We start from the raw sequence: 20508 nt of genomic DNA, 5'->3' as shown, positions 1-20508 counted from the left end.
TGAAATTGGATTTCTTCTCTCTTTTTGTAAAAGTTTTATTCGATTGAATCTTCTGTAATAAAATGAAATTTATTGTCTATTAGCATTTGTAAATACGCATCAAAACTATCTGCAATTACTTCAAACTCATTCGGATCATGAAGAAACCTCAACACTTGACCTATTTTTCCTTTTTCAGAAGGACTATAATCTATGTAAAGTTGAGACGTTCCGCCGTTATTTGTACAATCTGAAAAATGAAGCCAGTTAAGATCTTTTGCATTTGTTAAGATTTTTTCATCGATGTCTACGATATCATATTCTCCATATAAATAATCTTGAAAATTATATGGTGCATCACCTTGATTTTTTAAAATTTGCTGAGACGATAATAAGTAATATCGACATTTAGATAAATCAGAACCCAATAAGGTAAAAGCAATGTCTTCGTCACCATACGTTCTCCAATACGTACCATCTACATACTGCAATAAATCAATTAACTCCTTAGGAATAGCAGGACAATCTGCTTTCAATTTATCTAAATTTTCTTGAGAGGCACCGTGTTTTATATTTTCAAAATGATCCCAAATTTCTTTTCCTTTAGCATTGTAATATCCGTTTTTAAGTCCTGAAATGTATGTATCTGCTATGTTGTCCATTTTAAATTTTCTTTTTCACTAACTTTCATAAAAAAAAGATGACGACTAATTTTATTTTAAAATTGGTATAAGGTGAGACCAGTTTAGCGCTGTAGCAAAATCGAATGCTGTTTTTCCTGTTTTAGTTTTAGCATTTTTATCTGCACCTAATTCTAATAAAATTCCTACAGCTATTTTGTTTCCTGCAATGGTTTCTGTGTGTAATCTTGTCATACCATTTTCACCTACAGCAGCTACTACGTCTAAGTTTTCTGTAAAGAAATCTCTAGCAGGTTTTTCCATTACTTTACTCATTGGGTGCTCTATAAGGTTTTCTTCTTTTTCTTCTTGTTGATGAGCTATTAGAATATTATTATAATCCCCAAAGTTTAATCCCCAAGCATTATCATGGTTTTCTCTAGCTTTATCTGTCATATCAGAGCGTAGTGCCTGAATGGTATATCCGCCATAAGTTTTACGATCTATAGATAACATCCAATCTGATATTTCTGATACTTTTCTGGTTACGGTATCACCTTCAGCAACATTTGTCAATTTATTTGGTGCGTTTTGTAAAATACCTGTAATAAATTCTCCATCAAAATCAATTTCACTAATCCACATGTGTTCTACTAAAGGTTGTTCTTTTCTTTCAATTTTTTGTTGAAAAGGAATTTTTACTAATGCTAAATCGTGAGCAGGAACAACTCTTTTAGCTTCCCAATAAATTTCACGCCAAAAGTAATTAAAGGTTGACTGTGCTTTAAGATAAGCAGCTTTCATTTTTGCGTTTTGTTCGGTGTAGATTACATTATTTTCTTGACTCATAATTTCTTTGTTTTTAATTATTTATTTTTATTCAATACTAAAAATTGGATGATTTTGTAAATAGGAAACAACCTTTCAATTAGCAACTTTATTTTTGCCAGTTATATTCTTTAGGTTGTTTTAAAGCGTACGTCTTCATTTTAGAATGACTTATTTTATTAGTAATCTTAAAGTTCTTTTTATTAAGATATTGTGTCATTATTGGGTAATTATTTTTTTCATTAGCATTGGTAAGTCCTAATTCTGTAAATTCAAAAATGTTAAATGTCCAATAATTATTATTTTCATAATTATCAAGTTTCATGGTAATCGTTTCAAAGATTCCATCTTTATTAAAATCTCTTTCTTCACGATTTCCGTCCATCATATCATCATATGAAATTTTTGAAAACTTTTTGTTTTTACCTTGAATTAGGTATATAACACGAACATTTAAAGCTGCGATTCCATTTCCCATATACGGAATTAAAATTTTTATGTCTTTTAAATTATCAGCATTAAAATCAGTTATTCTAATTGGTTCAAAAATATTTAACGTACTAAAAAACATATCCTCAGAAAGCTTCTGAATTTGAGTTTTACCTCTAAATATACTTATGGAAGAAGCTTGATCTTCATCTCCTGTATAAGATGTTAATTGAATGGTTAGCGCTTCTGTTTCAAAAAAATCATCAATAGTAATTGTATAATCTGCTTGTTGTTTTGTTTCTGTTAAATCGTATAATTTCCAATCGTTGAATTCCTCATAAACAGGTTTAGGCGATGCTTCAAAAGGATATTGGCAATACCCAGTTAAATAGATTAAATTGAATATAATTAGTAATGATTGTTTCATGTTACGGGTACTTCTGTATAAACAGATCAATTAAATATTTTGAATAAAAATGAATTGCTTTTATTTCTTTATAGGAACAAAGATGAAGCTTTGTACGTGTTTCTATGTAATGGTTTTCAGTGATATTAAAATATAAAGAAAAGTGTTTTGCTGTTTTTTCTTTCTTACAGAGTTACCATTTCATAATAGATTCTTCTTTCCAAAAAATGAATCTGAATTCTTCATAATGATTTCCATTTCCAATGGTGTGGTTATCTCTAAGACCTTTATCTAATTGTAGTTTATGAAGCATTCCTGATGCAGAACCAATCCATAATGTGTTTTCATCGTCAGAAATAGTAATACTTGTAATGGTAGAACCTAAAAAGTATTTCCAAATGCAATTTCCGCTAGTATCAATGGCTTTAATATAACCGAAAGCATCACCTAGAATATAATATTTAGAAGTTGCTACACCACAATAAACTCTCATTCCGTCATCTATAACTGTATAATCTTCGCTTTCTTCGTAAGCTGTTATGTTGATGTTTTTTAAGTCTGTAGCATCTACACCAATAGTTACACCATTATAAAAGTGACAAGAATTTGTAATTAATTGATGATCATTTTTAGAGAAAAGACAAAAATCTGGATAAGAAGATTGCGGACCAACTTCTCCAATTTCTACGCCATTATTATCTAAAACCCTATGATCGCTGCATTGGTCGCCAACAACAATGTAATTATTATCATTAGAAATTGTAGCATTTTCCATGTCCATATCAGACTCCCATTCTTCGTCTTCTAGATCCGGAACTGGGTGAATCATGTTTTCTGCATCTTTAGAAATAATATAAATTCCTTCGGATGTTGTTAGTAGAATTTTATGTCCGTCGTTAAAAGGAGTTAATTCTGTAATTCCTAAGTCCTTCGTTTTTTCTAAATTAAAAGTTGCAATAATTTCTCCTTGCCAACCTTGTGTTGTTACTATTTTATGATTAGAAACAATTGCAAAAACGTTATTCTTTTTAGATTTTCCTATAGCACTAATAGCGTCATCAAGTTCTGTAATTGTATCATTTTTAAGAAGATATGCTTGCCTTTTTTGATACGCTGTACCTACTAAAAACACAATTTTCTGCTCAGTTATAAAATGTAATTGGGCTATACTTTGCCCTTTATCTTGCAAAAATTTGATGAAAGGCGTGTGCGCAGGCGGAAAATCATTTCTAAATTGAGTAACCGTATTATTTTTATTAGCTTCTTTTAAAAGCTGATAAATAGCATCTGCTAAATGATCCCTTTCGTCTTTAGGTTCTTCTCCTTTCCAATTTTCCCATCCGTTCGTTTCACCAAACTTCACCATTTCATTTACATCAAAAGCATATTTGCTTCCTAATAAATTCCATTCTTGTTTGATATTTTCTTTACTCTTGTCTGTGAATTTCATTTGTACTATTTTTTCTTTTTTGGAGAGAACCTAAAGTTAAAAGAGGTTACTATTTAATTAAAAACAATTGCTGTTTTGTTATTGATACTAAATTTAGCTGCATCTAAAAGAGTAGCACAAACCAATGTTTCAATCCAAAAATCACCTTCGTTTTTAATTTTCTCATTCAATTCTGGTAAATTAGATATAATATCATTTTCATTTAAAGTGATACCTAAATGCTTTGTAAGACTTTTTAATTCTCTTAAAAGATCGTAAGAAGAACCAATCATTGCACCAGGAACAGGAGCCTCATCTGTATCGTAAAGAACTTCTGGCAATTCTACAGGAATATAAAAACCTTCTGAATCTGAATGTGTTAAAAGGTGGCTAGATAAATAAGAATATTGATCTTCTAAAACTGCATCACCTTGTGGTTCTTCTTCCGGAGAAAAAGGTGTTGGTACCCAATCCCAATTCTCATTATCTTTATTCTCCCAAACGTGGGCTGCAAAACGTCTTAAATGATGTAAAAAACCATAAGAAAATCCGCCAGTAGATAAAGTCTTTCCTTCTAGGGTATCTGGTTCTGTGTAAGGTGCTACACCATTTTTAACTAATATTGTATTTATATTCTCAAAAATGACTTTATAAGCCTCGTAACCTTCTGGCTCATTTTCTTTAAAATCTGCTAATATTCCACTTGAAATTGTTAATCCCATAACTTTTTTTGTTTTTTATATTGTTAGACAAAATTAGAGGGAATGTGCTTTTTGTTTATCACTGAAATTAATGATATTTAAAAATAGTAGATTTTAGTTTAGAGTTTTTAGCGTGCTAAAAGGCAAAAAAAAAGTACATCAATTAAGTGTGCTTTTTTTTAATTATTGGTAATCCAATTATAAAGACTCTGCTTCAATACCCATTTTTTCAAATTCGTCATAAACACAATCTTTAGCGTAACATAAGGTTGCTTTTTTAAGGTTAGGAAATTGTTTTGCATCAACAGCAGTTTCCATATCCCAATCATCTTCACCACCACCAGAAAAAGGGGAGAGGTTCATATAAATATCGTTTCCGCCATCTTGATAAATGTCTGTGATTTCTGTAGCCAAACGTTTCGGAATTGGTAAATCTTTAAAATATTGTACCACTTCTGCTATAGGTTCGTAACCTTCTTCATCAATATCTATTTTACGATCTCTATACCAATCTGCAAATTCATAAATGTCGAATTTAGGTTCTAGTAAGCCTTTCATATACATTAATTCTTCTATAATAGACAGTTTAAAGCCAAAGTCTACAAAAGTAATTTCCTCTTCCTTTAAAGGTTTAATACTATATTTATCATCCGGAATACCTAGCCAACGCACATAAGGTTTGTATGTACTTATTTCAATCGCTTTTATCGTTTCTTCTTCATCAACATTAAACCAAGCACAAATATCATTTATAGCTAATGCGCCAGAATCATCATCTTTAAAAAGTGCTAAACGTTCTTCTTTATGTGTTTTATAATAATTGGTAATCTCTTGATTATTAAAGTAGCATGTTCCAGAGAATTTGTTTTTAGAAGAGAAATCGTACGTCTCTCGTTCTAATTCTAAAGTGAGTGATTCAATGAGCTCACCATTTTTAGAATAACCTAAAAGCCCTAATTCATCCCAAGTAAAAACAGTATTTCTTTTTCCTTTAGTTATTCTGTAATTATCATCTAAACATTTTTTTAAAGTGTTTATAGAAATAGGAAACTCTATAGAAACTGAATTAATTTTTAAATCAGTTGAAGTTAAATGTATGGTTGTCATCAGTAGTTTTTTTAATCATCAAAGGTAATTACTTGGTTAAAAATTTTACTGCCTGATTTCAGTGATTTTATAGATCTATTAAAAATAAATCACCCTTTTCAGGGATAAAAAAATGAAGAGTTACCTATAATTTTGGTGAAAATATATTTGATGGAAGATAAAATTAAAAGTGCAGCTTTTTTAGATTCATTAAAGCGCAACAACGAAAAAATAAGAGACGATCGTGCAAGTGCCATTGCAGAAGATGTGCAATTAATGTACAAACGTGAAACTGAAGATTTAGCCTTGTCATTAAAACGCTTAAAACGCGAACAAGAAAACATGTTAGACATGAGTCCGACAGACGCAAACAGTTTGGTTCTAGCATCCGATTTTGATGCAAAAGATTATGTAGCAAAAGACTTAGAAATGTCTGTAAAGATTAGAAACTTAGAAATTAAATTAGAATTAGCCAAAAAGCGATACACGCATTTATTTGGCGGAATCATAAACGAATTATAATTATGGGAGGAGGAAGATTTAGTAACGACGCTTATAAAAAATTAAGAAAATCAAAAGACTATAGCAACAAGTCTAGAGAAGAGATATTTACGTCTAGAAATATAGATGCAGAAATGGATCCTGTAAAAGCACTTGTTAGAGAATCTAGAGATTCTGAAGAGCATCCAGAAACGGTATCTATTATTGTGGCATTAGATGTTACCGGGAGTATGGGATTTGTGCCAGAACATATTGTAAAAGAAGCATTGCCAGACCTTATAGGTTCTTTAATGGAAGCAGGAATTGAAGATCCACAAGTATTATTTTTAGGGATTGGAGATTTTATTTATGATGCTGCTCCTTTACAAGTTGGTCAGTTTGAATCTTCTGCAGAATTGTTAGACCGTTGGTTAACGCGTGTGTATTTAGAAGGTGGCGGTGGCGGAAACAATCAAGAAGGATACAATTTGGCGCATTTGTTTGCTGCACGTCATACTTCGATTGATTGTTGGGAAAAAAGGAAGCAAAAAGGTTTTTTATTTACTATTGGTGATGAACATGTTTTTCCTACTATTCCGGCAGAAATTATTAAAAGATACACCTGCGTAGAAGAAGCAGAAACAATTACTACAGAAAACATTATTAAGGAAGCTCAAGAAAAGTATAATGTATTTCATATGCATTTAGAGCATAATGAATGGTCTAAAAGAGATTACCGAAAAGGAAATTGGAAAGCGCTTTTAGGAGGTAATTTTATAGAAATTGAAGACTTTAAAACCGTAGCAAAACGTATTGCACAAGAGGTGATTCAAAATCATAAACCATTTAGTGCAACCACAAACACCAATACTTCTTCTGATGATATAGAAGTAGAAAATATGTTATAAATGACAAAATGTAGTATTGTTATAGATTTAGGTTTTGGTGATGCTGGAAAAGGTTTAACGACCGATTTTCTGGCATCAAAAAATCCTAAAGAAAGTTTAGTGGTTCGGTTTTCTGGAGGACACCAAATTGGGCATACCGTAAGTACAGAGGCACTTACGCATACGTTTAGTAATTTTGGTTCAGGAACATTATTGGGTGTTCCAACGTATTATTCAGAGCATACGACACTTTTTCCACCAGCTATTTTAGACGAAGGGAACTTCTTAAAAAAATATAAACCAAAACTGTATTTTCATCCTCTTGCGATGATTACTACTTTTTATGATATTGCTTTTAATAGAGCCATAGAAAAGCAACAAAATCACGGTTCTTGTGGTTTGGGTTTTGGTACAACCATTGCTAGAAATAAAGAAGAAGTTTATTTGTATGCCAACGATTTGCAGTTTAATTGGGTTTTAAAACAACGTTTAATTAGTATCAAAAATTACTATGAAACGAAGTTAGAAAGTCAACCAAAAAGAGTTCAGGAATATTACAAAAACGAACTAAAGGATTATAACGAAGCGTATTTTATAGAAAGTTGTTTCTCTATTCAGAAATTTTATAATTTAAAGACTCTTTCAGATTTAAAAACAATATTCGAACATTTTATTTTTGAAGGCAGCCAAGGAATTTTATTAGATACACAACATGGTTTTCATCCGCATACAACGTGGAGTTACACCACTTCTAAAAATGCGATTCAGCTTATAAAAACGCATTTAGGAGAGGATGCAGAAATAGCTGTTTTTTACGTTACACGTTGTTATCAAACAAGACACGGAAACGGACCAATGTCTAAAACAGAATCTGTAACACTGCAGAATAATGAAAATGAAGCAAATGTTACAAATGAATTTCAGGGGGAATTTAGAACGCAAGATTTAGATGCTGAATTATTAAATTACGCCTTAAGTTCTGATGCAATTCATCATCAGGATTTAAAAATTGAGAAAAATTTAATGATTACTTGTATCGATCAATTGCCTAGTTTTTCTTACGAGTATTTACTTCAAAAATTAGATGTAAAATTCAATACTGTTCATGGAAGTTATGGCCCAAAACGCCAGAATATTAAGCTACTTAATGAATAATTTAAGTAAAATAATATGTGTTCGTTTTTTACGGAGTGTATTCCGTAGTTCAAAAAATCATTAGTTTCAGTGATAAAAATTTTAGTATTGCAAAGTACCTTAGCAGTATTAAAACAAAAGAGAAAATGAACAATAGTATCCAATATTCTGAAGACTTTAAATTGTTGAAATGGAACGATTTTAACTTTGAACCTATACAAATAAACACACTTTCTATTCTTGAAGATCCAAAACATTACAAGAATTCTTTTACGTTTAGAGATGCAATTATAGATGCTATTGAAACTCGCTCTGGTAAAAAAATATTCAAACTCTCACTTGTTACACCAGATTATAAATCTAGTAAAAAATTCTACGGTATTGGATTTTTAGAAGACAGAACTGTTGCTACTTTTGAAATAGAAAATACGCCAATATTTGAAGAATGGTTTATAAATATTCAGCGTTTTAAAAGTGATGACGTAACTAAAAAATTTGTTCCATCTATTTACAATTTTAGTACGAGTTTGTATAGCTCTCAACCTGTTTCTAATATAAAGAATATCACTTTTCAAGAAAATACAGGCGCTTTTATTGATCAATTTATTCCTGATCAATTTATAGCAGAAAAATTAGCAAAAGAAAAAGTAGATTTTTTAACACCTTTTATTCAGTTAGAAGCTAAAATTAATTTAGAAGAAGTAAAACAATCTTTTAATGCTTTAATTGCAGAAAAAGGTTTAACAATACACCCACCAAAGAACAATGATGCCATTTATGCTCAATTTGAAAAAGAAGCTAGTTTTCCTTTTCCTGCAATAATAAAGGAATACTTAACGTTGCATAATGGGATTGATAGATGTGCCATAATGGGTGCAGAAGATATTTATAAGAAATGGAAAGATTGGAAAAAATGTTATGATGATTGGACGCAAGAAGACTTGTTAGATACCTATTCTACAAACCAAGGAAAAGCGTTATTAATGTACACGACACCTTATTGGATTCCGTTTTTCGATTTAGAAAATGGAAATTTTTTAGCTTTCGATTTCGCGCCAAATACAAAAGGAAAAGCCGGACAAATTATTCGTTTTGGAGCCGATCAAGAAATTGCATATATAGAAGCTGAAGACCTAAATACTTTTCTAAAAAGTTTAATGGGTAACGAAGGAGAAATTGAAGAGAATGAATGGTTTTTCGTCGAATAAAATCTTCCCAAAAGAATAAAATTGATTACAATATAATTTGAATAACACCCAGCAAATGTCTGCGATTTTTAAAGAGAAAATAGTTCCGAAATTAGAGATGTCATCTTTAGATGCTTCTGAAGTAAAAGCAATACTTCAAGTTTTAGAATTAATGAACATTACTGATACTGATGTTTATCAAAATACAAAAAACAATTATAATACAGAGGGTGTAAAAGCTGATTTTACAGAAAAAGTAGCACAACTTATTTATTTTCATCCTGCTATTTTTGCAAATGAAAAAGAAGGATTATCGCTTATTGCATCTTGGATTCCATTGTTAGAAAAAGGATTTTATCCGGATGAAAAAAGCACTAATAAGCTCCTAGAATTTTTATATTTCAATCTCAGTTATTTACAAACCGATGCTGTTTCTGAAGATTTGAAAACGCAATTTTTTAAGGTTTTAAAAATGTTGGTACAAAGTGAATCTAAGGCTTCTCTTTGTGTGGCTCGCTTTTTAGTTTACAGAATTTTTGATATTAGAGATGTGCTGAGTTCAGATTTTTTAATTCAGTATTGCATTCGATATCAAATTTTAAACGAAACGTATTCGGTTGTCAATGCAGATAAAACCATAACTACTTTTCCGTTTAAGATAGACAATGCTTTTATAGAACATTTTTTTGATAATAATTGGCATAAATTTATTTCAGAATTTCATAAAATATTACCTGTAGGTCGTGTGTATGTTAAAGGTGCATACGATTTAATGTTGCCTTGGTTTAGTACAGAATTAGCTGCTTTTTATTACAATGATTTACAACTTATTTACGAAGCACATAAAGCGATAAAAGAGCGCATTATTTACTTAGAAGTAACTAGTTTAGAATTGTTAAATCTAAAAACTACCGAAGGTTTTCATCCGTTAATTGCCGCATTAGGTCCTAGAATGCTATGGTATTCAGGCGATGTTTTATTATTTAATAATCGTGATAAAAATATTCCACAAGAACAATTAGATGTTTGCTATTTACGTTTTGTAGATTGGTTAAACGCCGATGGCGGAAGTAATTTTTATACAGAAGCTTTTAAAGATTACGGTAAGTTAATTCTTACAGAAAATAGGGTAGAAGCACTTCCGTTACAATTCATTCCGTTTTGGTTTGATAGATGTCATCCTAAAACAGGTGTTAAAAATCAGACAGAAACCTTTAATACCATATTTTCAGATTTATTGATTAAAGACAGAAAAGGACAATTTCCTGTAATGCGTTATAATCACAAAGATTTTCAAATGACAGGTTCATTTTTAATTCAAAATGTTTATCGGAATAAAGACAACTTAAAAGGTTTTCTTCAAGACTTTATAAAAGAAGGCATTAAAATTCCATTAAATCAGTTTTTAATTCTCACTTTTTATGATGCTCGCGAAGAGTTATTAACTTTATACAACGCAGAACAACAAGAAGTTTTACAATTATATTTGATAGAAATCGCTTATTCAACAAGAGATGTTAGCGATGAAATCAGAAAAGAAAACTTACCTTTTATTGTAGAAACATTAGCTAATTTATGTGTAGAGCCAGGTAATTTTACGCGTGTAAACGAAATTTGGGCACTAAAAAACATTGATGCTTGCGTTACCGATCTTTGTAACAATTTTGCAAAAGGACATTATGTTAATGAAGAGTGTCCTTTAAACTTAAATATTATTCAAGCTTGGTTTAACTATTTAGGCGATTTTTATTATAGTTCTAGACAAGAAGCCGTTTGGATTTCAGATGTTTTAGACACGCAAGGTGTTCGTACAGCAAACTATTTTAATTCTAGAGAAGACGATGTGAGTTACTTTTTAGATAGAGCTATAAATAGAATTATCACTTTTCATAGAAAATGTAAACTCAAAGAAAAAGACAACGGCATGTTAGGTTACATTTCGATGCAAATTGACACGTATTTAACCGATTTTCTAAAGACATTAAATAAAGAAAAATTAAATACAAACACGGTAAAATACCTTACTGATTACAGCAGAAGTGTTATAGCGTGTTTTACGTATCAAGAAGAATTATTAGCCGCTATTGATGGTTTTTATCATTTTCATTTTAAAGGAGAACCTCAAACAGAAATTGAAAGTATTGCAGCAGAGTTGCAAACTATTAATGTTGAAATGGAAGTTAAAGAAATTAACCAAAAATATGTAGATGCTGTACTTTATAATCTAGAAAATTATAAGGAAAACGGAAGTTTCGACACTAAACTTTTAGAGCCTTTAGATGAAAAAATAGAAGAATTTAAAGTTTGGTTAGCTAATGATAAAACAGGAATTGAAGCTAAGTTTATTCAGGCTCTTTATATGACTTTACTCGATACAAATTTAGCGCCAAAAACGGAACAAGAAACGTACGGAACACTTTGTAGAAGTTTATTTGTGCATTTGGTAAAAGGAACTAAAATGGCACCATCATACGGAATGGGATTAAAATCGATGGCAAAATCTGGAGCCTATTCAGAAGATTTAACAAAGGCTTTATTAGAACTAGTTGACCATTTAAAAGCTTAGATAATGACACAAGAAATAACACCAAAAATACAAGACCAATTAAATTTATCGGCCTTGATTTTGAAGAAAAATTATAAAAGTGCCGACTTAAAAAGTTGGTCTGGTTTCGATTTAGAAAACCAAATGCATGTGAAGCAAGCAAAACGACTTTTAAGTTTATATGGCATAAAATCTGGTTTGCATTTGCGTAATAGTTTACAGCGTTATGAAAACGGAGAAATGGTTTCTAATGCATTCGAAAAACTAGCAATAGAATTCCGAATGAGTACCACAAGAGATTTTGATGCAAAATACAATGCCGAAGAAAACCCAAAAACGAAAGGTATTTATAAAATGGTTTGGAAATATCGTTTTAGTCTAAAAAAGCAAAAATTAATTGGGTATGAAATGGCGTATTATATTTTTCAAATACGCTTAGGGCATGTATTAGGATTTATTGATACAAGAGAAATGGTTTTACGTTTAGAAGAAGCGAATGACACTATAAAATCAACTTTTTCTAGTTGGGGAGAATTTCATAGAAATGTATGTTTGGGAGATGAGTATGTTTTAGGAGCAACAGAACAAGATGTTAGTAAATTCCCTGGAATGGAAACACTTTGGGAATGCTACCAACGCTTATATATAGAACATGCCGATTGGTTTAAAACATGGGAAAAATGAGTTTAACAAGACAAGAAGTTATCACACAAATAGCGCGTGCAGAAGAACTTTATAAAGCGAATCTATATGTTCCTATGCAACCTATTATGGCCAATATTCAAGAAAATATTGAAATATTAGGAGAGAGTTATCCTGCAGATACTGCCAGATATTATCGCATGTATATGCTTTATATTGGAGTTTTTGAAGAACTAAATATGCCCGTTTTAGAGTCTTATTTACAAGCTTTAATCAATATAAATGAAGTTTTACCTTCAGATTATGAATATGTTTGTAGTTACTATAAACACTGTGAAGAATGGGTGTATGAAAAGGCATTAATGACATATCCGTATAACGAAACCTTACACATACATTATGCTCTAAAGTTACAAGAAGAACAACGATTTGAAGAAGCAATTAGTACGTTAAAATATATTTTAGAATGTTATCCTGCGTTAACAGAAGCTCGGTTTTTACTTTGGGAGGTGAAAACTGCTCGTATAGAACAATTACGTATTTCTAATGAAGCAGCAGATGCTTATGAATTATTAAACTTAGCATCAGATACACATCGTAAAGAAATTTTAACTCCCTTACAATTTGATGATAATTTAGACCAAGCAGATCAAAATTTAGCGCGTATTCAATTGACTTTATGGAGCAATAAGTCTATCGATAATAAAAAACAATGGATTTCAGAATGGCGACATTTAGAATTGACAGATACCACACGTTTTTTATTAGCGGATTATGCCAAATCTTTTATGATGTACGATATGGTTTCTCAAATTTTAGCTGCACCAAAAGAGCCTGTATTTCCAGAAGAAAACTATACCAATTTTAGCGAGTATGAGAATTATATGATAGCATTGGCTAATTCGGGTTGGCAATTAGCACAGCATCAATATATGTTAATAGGAAATTCATCATACTATTATTCAAAAAATAAAAAAACAATAGAGATTTGTGTAGAACGAGGTTTGGCTTTAAATCCTAAAAACCCATTATTACTAGTCTTAAAAGCGAAGTCTTTTTTCTTTGTAAAAGATTACAATGCTACTGGAGCAGCTTATCACGAGGCCTTTAAAAACGGACTAAGAATGAGTGAATATTTGTTTTATTTACTAGAAGTGAATAGTAGAATAGAAAGTTGGCAAGGTATTTTAGATGTTGTTGTACAATTTCATCGAAGAAAAACACCAACGCTTAAAACGTTATTTTTTCAGTCACGAGCGCTCATTAAATTAGGTAGATTTGATGAAGCGCATGAAGTTATAAATGAATCACTTTCAGATTTTCCGTTACCATCACATTCTTATGCACCTTGGTTGTATAATTTACGTATGATTATTCATGCAAGAAACCAGAATTACAAAGCTTTTTTTGAGGATATGAAAGAAGAAATTAGCTTTTATAAAATTGGTGACGGTAATTATTGTAGCACCATGAATATGTGTGTGGAAGCGCTTCTAGAAAAAGGAGATTATGCAGAATGCCATAAATATGCAATCTATAATTTTGAACAAGGAAAATTAGCACCCTATTTAGAACCTATTTTTCAATGGATTTGCTATGAAACTTTTTTAGAAAAGCCAGAAGGTTTAGGAGAGGTATCTACAGATGATTTAATAGCCAACCCAACTACATTTTCAGATTACAGAAATAATGGATTTATACATTGGATGTTAAGAAATAATGCTGCAGGATCAGCATCTTTAAAAAAGGCAGCAGATTTATCAACGAATAAAGGTGCTTATTTAAAATTATCATTTGAATGTTTGTTAGCAGGTTTTGATAATCCGGCTGCTATTGCTCTTTATGAAACTATTAAAAAAGAAGCTCCGGAAGCTAGAGATTGGAAACTAGATTTTCAATATGCTAATTTATTAGAAGAAGAAAATAGGTATAAGGAAGCTTTTGTTGCGTATCAACATTTAGGACAAAGTTATCCGGAAGAATCGTTTTTTAATTTACCGAAAGATGAATATAATGTGATGTTAAGAGTGTTTAAAAAATTTACAAAAGGATTGAATGATGTAGAAGGTTTTACAAAGTATAACGCCATGTATTTAAGTAAAGATAATCCGTCTGAAGATGCTTTATTAGAACATTTAGAAGTTGCAACAACAAATTATAAAGAAGATGTATTTTTACAACATAATTTACTAGAAAGCATCTCTAAATTAAATATTGAATTTGAAAATAATGAATTAGAAATGTTAAAAGAAATGAAATCTAGAATAAGAAACAATTATTTCGCTTAAAGGTATTAAGTTTACTTTTTTTTAGAAATGAAGCAATTTACAAGATATATAGTTTTAGTCCTTTTTTTAGGGATTTATAATGTGACTTTGTCGCAAGCAATAGACAGTACAGCTCGTATAGATTCGCTTGCATCGGAATACCAAAATAATATAAATTCTAATCCGCAGACAGCAAAAAAAGCGGCTACAGAATGGCTTAAAGAAAGTAGAAAATTAAAAATTGATATTCAAGAAGTTAGTGCGCTTTATGCTTTAGGAAACTTAAGTAACATTACAGGAGATTACAAAAACACCATTAAATATTCAAGTGAAGCAATCTCTTTACTTCATAAATTTAAGATAGAAAAAGGTTTGGCAGCTTGCTATAATATTATGGCATCTGCTTATAAGCATTTAGGAGAATATCCGAAGGCTATTGATTACTTTATGCAGTGTTTAAGTTATTCAGAAAAAACAAATGATAAAATACAAGAAGCAAATGCGTATCAAAATATTGCGACACTTTATTTGCTTCAAAAAGAATATAAAAAATCTGCAGAAAATTTAGATCGTGCAGCCAATCTTTACAGAGAATTAGGGGATGATGACGGTGTTTTAACCACCTTATTTAATTTTGCTAATATTTTAAAAGAAGAAGGGAAGTTTGACCAAGCACGTACACATTATAAAACAATTTTAGATTATAGAGAACGAGAAGGAAATAAAGCGGTTATTGCTTATGTAAACATTAATCTTTCTCAAATGTTGGTAGAGGAGGAGCGTTGTGGAGAAGCTGTAGTTGCTTTAAAGAAAACATTAGGGCTTTTAAAAGAGTTAAAATTTCATTCTGATATTGCTATTGTTTTAAACGATTTGGGCTTATGTGAAGCTAAATTAGGACATAAAAAAGAAGCGATTAATTACTTTAAAGAAGCATTGGCTATTGGAGATGAACAATCTCTATCTGTTTATAAATCTGATATTTACAAGAATTTAGCACAACTTTATCAAGAAGAAAAAAACTTTGAAAAAGCTTTAGAATTTTATCAAAAAGGAGTTGCTACTGTTGCAGATCAGAAGACATTAGATAAAGAGAAATATGTAGCTAAAATTCAAGAAGGATATGAAACACAATTAAAAGAAGCTAGAATTTTACTTTTAGAAAAGGAACAAAAATTAAGCGAAGTTGAGTTGCAAAAAGTAGAACTTACGGTTAAAAGACAACGTATTGTTAGAAATGCTTTTATAGCTGGGTTTATATTGGTCTTAATTATTTTAATTATACTTAGATTATCTTACGTTAAACGTTTACGCATTCAGAAAAAATTGAATTTACAACAAGAAGAAAATGCGAAACAAAAAATTACAGATATGATGAAGGATCATAAATTATCTGTAATAGAACGTTATCAAGAAGGACAAGATGAAGAACGTTCTCGATTATCACGAGAAATTCATGATGGAATTGGAAGTGATTTGGCGGGTATAAAAATAGCTTTTGAACATTATACAGAAAATCATAAAGACGAATTACAATCTAAAAGAATTGCAAATGCTATAAATAATGCTTGTGTAGATGTACGTAGTCTTTCTCATCAATTACATCCGCTTTCTTTTTCTAAAATAGGATTTACTAGTTTTTTAACCGATTTTATTGATCAAATAACAAAGAAATCGAAACTAGATATTCAGACCTATTTTTTCCCTGAAGAAGACATCGATAAATTACCTGCAGAACTTTTAGCAGATGCATACAGAATTGTACAAGAATTAATAAATAACATCTTAAAACATGCAGAAGCAACAAAAGCAGATGTACAATTAACCAAGCATGAAGACCATTTAAATATTGTAATTACAGATAATGGTAAAGGATTTATAAAGAATAAAAAACAAGGAATTGGGCTACGTAATATTAAAGAACGTTTACAAAAAATAAAAGGTACTTTAGATATAGATAGCAGTTCTAGTCATGGAACTTCAATTACAATAGACATTCCAACAACATAAATATTGTGAAAAAAACAAACATCATTATTGCAGACGATCACCTTATGTTTTTAGAAGGCATAAATACCATATTAAGTGATATGGAAGAAATTGGTGAAATACATTTAGCAACAGAAGGTAAACAAGTAATTCGATTATTAAATCAGTTTGAAGTTGGCTTAATTATTAGTGATATCAGCATGCCTAAAATGGACGGAATTGAGTTACTAACCGAAATAAAGAAAAAGCATAGTAAGGTAAAAATTATTATGTTAAGCATGTTAGATAATCATAGAACGGTACACAAAGTAATACAAAAAGGTGCCGATGGTTTTGTGCCAAAATTTACCAGCAAAGATGAATTACAGAAAGCAGTACGTACTGTTTTAGGAGACGAACAATATTTTTCTAAGTTGATAAAAGAGCGTTATATGGAAAGCGTTTTTAAGCGTAAGAAATATAAAAACATAGAACTTTCTCCTAGAGAAAAAGAAGTGTTAGCACTTTTAGGAGAAGAATTAACTTCTAAAGAAATTTCTGAAAAACTATTTATTTCTGTCAATACGGTGGAAACGCACCGAAAAAATATTCTTTTAAAAACAGGTTCTAAAACAACAACAGGAGCTGTAAAATATGCCATAGAATCTGGTTTATTTGATTAATAAAAAAAGAGGCTTTAAACATATTAAAGCCTCTTTTTTTATCTAAAATTTGAAATGAAATTATTATTTAGTTCTAATTCCTTCTTTTTCTATCGTTTCTATAATTTGTCTTAATTCTTTTACATAAGACATTTTATCATTTTCTTCTGTTAACAATTCTCCACGATATATAAATTTAGAATCTAAATCAAAATAGACCACATAAAGTCCTGTTTGTGGGTTTTTCCATTTACCTTTTCCTTCATTTGTAATTCTCTTATCTTCTAGATATTGTAACCAAGCACCTTTAGATAAAGAAGATTTATCCATATAAATTTTGCTATGCTCAGTAATTTTATAATAAGGATACGGAGTTTCTAATTTCGCTTGAATGTTTTTATGAACCATTGTTTTTAAAACATTAAAATCACTGTTAGATTCTGATAATATATACGGTTTTCTCTGCCATTTACCATCTTCTATTTCTAATGGAATTATTATAAATCCTTCGGGATATGTAAGTGTTTTAATAACTAAACTAAATTGAAAGCTGGTATTTAACTCTTTAAAATTTTCATTTAAGCTAACCACAAAACGTGTAGTTACATCTTCTAATTCATTTGGTTTGAGATTTCTCTTAAAATTTAATTCGATAGTTTCTGTAGAAAAAATTATTTCAGGAATTTCATTTTTAAAATCGGCTATCACCGCTTGTCTTGTTTCGTATTGTTTTACTGCATCTTGGTATAAATCATCAAAAGTCATTAAATCTGATATTGGATACATAGGCAAAGTGTCGTTTTCTAAAATCTCTTTTACATTAATATGAGTGTAAAATTCAATTTCCGGAATGTTTTTATCATAAATTAAGACACTAAACATATTAGGGTCCATTGTGGCTGCGTTAAAAAAACGTTTTAAATCACTAAAAACAAGTCTACCATTATATTCTCTTTGTAAATAGGTTTCTAAATTTAAAGATGCTTTCTTTTTAGATATTCCAATATAATTAGAACAACCTGCTACGATTAATACTAAAATTATTAAGCAGATTATTGACATAATTGTAATTTTCATATGTTGTTATTTTATAAAATAAATGTAGTTGAATCTATTGATGCAGTACTCACGGAATTCAGTGAGTTTTAAGTTTCACTTAATGGTGGTGCTAATTTAAGAATCTCTTCTAATACCTTTGATACATTACTGAAACTAAAAACACCCATTATGAAATTAGAAAAAGAAAAAGCTGCAAAAGTAATAGAAGATCAGTATTTAGAAGGTTATCAAAAAGAGATTAATGAGATCGTTGGTAAAGAAATTCCGATTAACATCAACTGGAATACTTTTGAAATAGACTTCATTAAATTTGTGCCAAGTATTTGTTTGCAACGCCTTACAGATGGTTTAAAAGCAGTTTGTAAAGACGAAAAATCAATAGAAGTTGTATCGGAAAATATAAACTCAATTGAAGTCTATTGCAGACCTAATGAAGAAGCAGAAGCTAAAAAAGAATTAAAATTAGATGCAAGTGTGTTTTCATTAACAGCATGTTGGGGAGGTCATAAAAGTGGCTATTTTACAGACTTAGAAATTTGTGAGTTTTTAGAAAATAATTTGCAGCAGTCTTAAATTATTTTTTGTTTTATAAATTGAATAAAAAAAGCCTTTAAGACATTTATCTTAAAGGCTTTTTTAGATAATTAGAATAAATATATCTTAATTCATTTTTACATCATTAAAAACAACACCTGTTAAAATTCCACTAAAATAAGTATCTTGAGATTGAACATTGTTCTCTGAAAAAGATTGATTATAGTTATGAATAATTGCATTGTCAAAAACAAAATTAATTACAGGTTTATCTTGATTTTGATGATAAATTTTTAAACTACCAGACCATTCTCCAGGTTTATGAGATAACCATTCTAAAAAAAAAGTATCTATTTCATTACTCATTACGCCAGATAAATTTACATCTAATCCTCGTTCTTGCTCTTCGTTTGGGTAAAAAGTAGAAGATAAATTATAATCGCATTGCGATAGCTTAAATAATTTTTCTGTATGATCGTCTTTTTTAATTCTTAATTCTATACGCTGTATTACATTTAATTCTTTCATATTATTTATGTTTTTAATTGTTTCTTATTTATTACAAAGTTGAAATAATTAGCCTAAATAATACTAACTGTTTTCAGTGATATTTATAATCAATCAATTTATAATTCTTTTTTTTTGTTTAACTAAAACAATAAATAGTTAAACATTTTGTATCTTTACAAAAAAAAATAAAGATGTTCGGACTATTTAAAAAGAAATCAGAAGTAGAAAAATTACAAAGTAAGTATGAAAACCTTATGAAAGAGGCTTATTCTTTATCTACTTCGGATAGAAAAAAAAGTGATGAAAAGACATGTGAAGCAGAAGAAATAATGAAGGAACTAGAAAAATTAAATGTTTAGATTTCTTTAAGAATGATAAAAGAAGATAAAAAACCAGACAATGTAGTTTTTAATACAGAAACGCAAAAGTATGATGCATCGCTTAAGCCATATGCAACTTCTGTTGGCGCTCCCGTAATAACAACAACAGATACTATTGCTTGGAAAAACAGAAGTATTAATAAGGTAAATCATAAAATGAAGTCGAAGTATTTAGAGTTAAAAGCTGAATATGAGAATATGATGAAGGAGTATGAGTATAATAAAATGATTTTTGATGCAGAATTTACTTTTGAACCTACTCTTGGAGAAACATATCATTTATACCAAAGAGATACAGAAGAAACTTTTTTATCAATTATAGCTCCAAATGAATGTCGTTTTAATTCTTTAGGAAGTTTTTATTTAAATGTCGATCAAATTTGGCAAAAGGTATAATATGAAATTAGCAACAAAACAATTTACAGAAAGAGAATTAGACCGTATTATAGAAATGGCTTGGGAAGATAGAACTCCTTTCGAGGCGATTGAATTTCAATTCGGATTACCAGAAAAGCAAGTGATATTGGTAATGCGAGGTAATTTAAAAGAATCAAGTTTTAAACGTTGGCGTAAACGTGTACAAAGTGGTGTTAGTCAGAAACACTTAAAAAAACGGAATCCAGATATTACACGTTTTAAATGTTCTCGTCAAAAAGCAATCTCAGGGAATAGGATTAGTAAACGTTAATCGCAAGGAGATAACCAAGTCTTTATTATCTAGATTTTGTGAGAATAAAAAAAATACCATAAAAACTCGTGTTTCCATCGAGGTAAT

The 20508-nt window shown here is 30.0% G+C and carries 21 protein-coding genes; 13 read left to right on the top strand and 8 right to left on the bottom strand.

Going from position 1 to position 20508, the window contains the following annotated elements:
• Positions 1-35: 35 nt before the first annotated feature.
• From KV700_RS03765 to KV700_RS03740, 6 genes are all read right to left on the bottom strand, one after another.
• On the bottom strand, positions 36-641 hold the full coding sequence (locus KV700_RS03765) for an SMI1/KNR4 family protein (protein ID WP_218599240.1): 606 nt from the start codon (positions 639-641) through the stop codon (positions 36-38).
• Between the two features lie 51 nt (positions 642-692).
• A complete protein-coding gene (locus tag KV700_RS03760) occupies positions 693-1448 on the bottom strand; it encodes a DUF2314 domain-containing protein (protein ID WP_218599239.1) in 756 nt (251 codons plus the stop codon).
• Between the two features lie 88 nt (positions 1449-1536).
• A complete protein-coding gene (locus tag KV700_RS03755; RefSeq protein WP_218599238.1) occupies positions 1537-2283 on the bottom strand; it encodes a hypothetical protein in 747 nt (248 codons plus the stop codon).
• Positions 2284-2455: 172 nt separating this feature from the next.
• Complete coding sequence (locus KV700_RS03750; protein ID WP_218599237.1) at positions 2456-3712, bottom strand: hypothetical protein; 1257 nt, start codon at positions 3710-3712, stop codon at positions 2456-2458.
• 53 nt (positions 3713-3765) lie between these two features.
• The gene (locus KV700_RS03745) at positions 3766-4413 is read right to left on the bottom strand and encodes a hypothetical protein (RefSeq protein WP_218599236.1); all 648 of its coding nucleotides are present in this window, start codon (positions 4411-4413) and stop codon (positions 3766-3768) included.
• 177 nt (positions 4414-4590) lie between these two features.
• A complete protein-coding gene (locus KV700_RS03740; RefSeq protein ID WP_218599235.1) occupies positions 4591-5499 on the bottom strand; it encodes a hypothetical protein in 909 nt (302 codons plus the stop codon).
• A gap of 150 nt (positions 5500-5649) precedes the next feature.
• On the opposite strand from KV700_RS03740, the gene KV700_RS03735 reads away from it, so the two are divergent.
• The 9 genes from KV700_RS03735 to KV700_RS03695 all read left to right on the top strand — a co-directional run bounded on the left by KV700_RS03735 (position 5650) and on the right by KV700_RS03695 (position 17271).
• Positions 5650-6000 (top strand): hypothetical protein, encoded by a 351-nt coding sequence (locus KV700_RS03735; protein ID WP_218599234.1) that lies wholly within the window; start codon positions 5650-5652, stop codon positions 5998-6000.
• Positions 6001-6002: 2 nt separating this feature from the next.
• Positions 6003-6866: a hypothetical protein gene (locus KV700_RS03730; RefSeq protein WP_218599233.1), complete on the top strand. Its 864-nt coding sequence runs from the start codon at positions 6003-6005 to the stop codon at positions 6864-6866.
• Positions 6867-8000 carry an adenylosuccinate synthetase gene (locus KV700_RS03725; protein WP_218599232.1) on the top strand — a complete coding sequence of 378 codons (1134 nt, stop codon included), beginning with the start codon at positions 6867-6869 and terminating at the stop codon, positions 7998-8000. It begins immediately after the preceding gene.
• A gap of 125 nt (positions 8001-8125) precedes the next feature.
• Positions 8126-9187: an SMI1/KNR4 family protein gene (locus tag KV700_RS03720; protein ID WP_218599231.1), complete on the top strand. Its 1062-nt coding sequence runs from the start codon at positions 8126-8128 to the stop codon at positions 9185-9187.
• 55 nt (positions 9188-9242) lie between these two features.
• Complete coding sequence (locus KV700_RS03715; RefSeq protein ID WP_218599230.1) at positions 9243-11732, top strand: hypothetical protein; 2490 nt, start codon at positions 9243-9245, stop codon at positions 11730-11732.
• Between the two features lie 3 nt (positions 11733-11735).
• A complete protein-coding gene (locus tag KV700_RS03710) occupies positions 11736-12395 on the top strand; it encodes a DUF1266 domain-containing protein (protein ID WP_218599229.1) in 660 nt (219 codons plus the stop codon).
• A complete protein-coding gene (locus KV700_RS03705; protein ID WP_218599228.1) occupies positions 12392-14641 on the top strand; it encodes a lipopolysaccharide assembly protein LapB in 2250 nt (749 codons plus the stop codon). The genes KV700_RS03710 and KV700_RS03705 overlap by 4 nt, the downstream gene beginning before the upstream one ends.
• A gap of 27 nt (positions 14642-14668) precedes the next feature.
• Entirely contained in the window at positions 14669-16630 is a 1962-nt protein-coding gene (locus KV700_RS03700) for a tetratricopeptide repeat protein (protein ID WP_254712966.1), read from the top strand.
• Between the two features lie 5 nt (positions 16631-16635).
• Positions 16636-17271, top strand: a complete 636-nt coding sequence (locus KV700_RS03695; RefSeq protein WP_166382406.1) for a response regulator transcription factor — start codon at positions 16636-16638, stop codon at positions 17269-17271.
• 63 nt (positions 17272-17334) lie between these two features.
• Here the strand turns inward: KV700_RS03695 and KV700_RS03690 are convergent, their stop codons facing one another.
• On the bottom strand, positions 17335-18327 hold the full coding sequence (locus tag KV700_RS03690; RefSeq protein ID WP_218599227.1) for a hypothetical protein: 993 nt from the start codon (positions 18325-18327) through the stop codon (positions 17335-17337).
• Between the two features lie 150 nt (positions 18328-18477).
• On the opposite strand from KV700_RS03690, the gene KV700_RS03685 reads away from it, so the two are divergent.
• Positions 18478-18882: a hypothetical protein gene (locus KV700_RS03685; protein ID WP_218599226.1), complete on the top strand. Its 405-nt coding sequence runs from the start codon at positions 18478-18480 to the stop codon at positions 18880-18882.
• An 87-nt stretch (positions 18883-18969) separates the two neighbouring features.
• Here KV700_RS03685 and tssD read toward each other — a convergent pair whose 3' ends face one another.
• Complete coding sequence (tssD, locus tag KV700_RS03680; RefSeq protein WP_218599225.1) at positions 18970-19371, bottom strand: type VI secretion system tube protein TssD; 402 nt, start codon at positions 19369-19371, stop codon at positions 18970-18972.
• Positions 19372-19544: 173 nt separating this feature from the next.
• Between tssD and KV700_RS03675 the strand changes: the two genes are divergently transcribed.
• Genes KV700_RS03675 through KV700_RS03665 form a run of 3 tightly spaced genes read left to right on the top strand, consistent with a single transcriptional unit; the run spans position 19545 to position 20421 of the window.
• On the top strand, positions 19545-19712 hold the full coding sequence (locus KV700_RS03675; protein ID WP_218599224.1) for a Lacal_2735 family protein: 168 nt from the start codon (positions 19545-19547) through the stop codon (positions 19710-19712).
• 15 nt (positions 19713-19727) lie between these two features.
• Complete coding sequence (locus KV700_RS03670; RefSeq protein ID WP_218599811.1) at positions 19728-20129, top strand: DUF2452 domain-containing protein; 402 nt, start codon at positions 19728-19730, stop codon at positions 20127-20129.
• 1 nt (position 20130) lies between these two features.
• Entirely contained in the window at positions 20131-20421 is a 291-nt protein-coding gene (locus KV700_RS03665) for a TIGR03643 family protein (RefSeq protein ID WP_218599223.1), read from the top strand.
• The last annotated feature ends 87 nt before the right edge of the window (positions 20422-20508 follow it).

This window comes from Polaribacter sp. NJDZ03, assembly GCF_019263805.1.
Classification (GTDB): Bacteria; Bacteroidota; Bacteroidia; order Flavobacteriales; family Flavobacteriaceae; genus Polaribacter.
This window is presented reverse-complemented; position numbering and strand designations above follow the sequence as displayed.

Coding starts and splice junctions, on each gene's coding strand:
- KV700_RS03700 (WP_254712966.1), top strand. CDS start 14,669: ATGAAGCAATTTACAAGATATATAGTTTTAGTCCTTTTTTTAGGGATT.
- tssD (WP_218599225.1), bottom strand. CDS start 19,371: ATGAAAGAATTAAATGTAATACAGCGTATAGAATTAAGAATTAAAAAA.
- KV700_RS03755 (WP_218599238.1), bottom strand. CDS start 2,283: ATGAAACAATCATTACTAATTATATTCAATTTAATCTATTTAACTGGG.
- KV700_RS03675 (WP_218599224.1), top strand. CDS start 19,545: ATGTTCGGACTATTTAAAAAGAAATCAGAAGTAGAAAAATTACAAAGT.
- KV700_RS03715 (WP_218599230.1), top strand. CDS start 9,243: ATGTCTGCGATTTTTAAAGAGAAAATAGTTCCGAAATTAGAGATGTCA.
- KV700_RS03720 (WP_218599231.1), top strand. CDS start 8,126: ATGAACAATAGTATCCAATATTCTGAAGACTTTAAATTGTTGAAATGG.
- KV700_RS03710 (WP_218599229.1), top strand. CDS start 11,736: ATGACACAAGAAATAACACCAAAAATACAAGACCAATTAAATTTATCG.
- KV700_RS03665 (WP_218599223.1), top strand. CDS start 20,131: ATGAAATTAGCAACAAAACAATTTACAGAAAGAGAATTAGACCGTATT.
- KV700_RS03685 (WP_218599226.1), top strand. CDS start 18,478: ATGAAATTAGAAAAAGAAAAAGCTGCAAAAGTAATAGAAGATCAGTAT.
- KV700_RS03735 (WP_218599234.1), top strand. CDS start 5,650: ATGGAAGATAAAATTAAAAGTGCAGCTTTTTTAGATTCATTAAAGCGC.
- KV700_RS03690 (WP_218599227.1), bottom strand. CDS start 18,327: ATGAAAATTACAATTATGTCAATAATCTGCTTAATAATTTTAGTATTA.
- KV700_RS03745 (WP_218599236.1), bottom strand. CDS start 4,413: ATGGGATTAACAATTTCAAGTGGAATATTAGCAGATTTTAAAGAAAAT.
- KV700_RS03705 (WP_218599228.1), top strand. CDS start 12,392: ATGAGTTTAACAAGACAAGAAGTTATCACACAAATAGCGCGTGCAGAA.
- KV700_RS03740 (WP_218599235.1), bottom strand. CDS start 5,499: ATGACAACCATACATTTAACTTCAACTGATTTAAAAATTAATTCAGTT.
- KV700_RS03765 (WP_218599240.1), bottom strand. CDS start 641: ATGGACAACATAGCAGATACATACATTTCAGGACTTAAAAACGGATAT.
- KV700_RS03725 (WP_218599232.1), top strand. CDS start 6,867: ATGACAAAATGTAGTATTGTTATAGATTTAGGTTTTGGTGATGCTGGA.
- KV700_RS03760 (WP_218599239.1), bottom strand. CDS start 1,448: ATGAGTCAAGAAAATAATGTAATCTACACCGAACAAAACGCAAAAATG.
- KV700_RS03730 (WP_218599233.1), top strand. CDS start 6,003: ATGGGAGGAGGAAGATTTAGTAACGACGCTTATAAAAAATTAAGAAAA.
- KV700_RS03750 (WP_218599237.1), bottom strand. CDS start 3,712: ATGAAATTCACAGACAAGAGTAAAGAAAATATCAAACAAGAATGGAAT.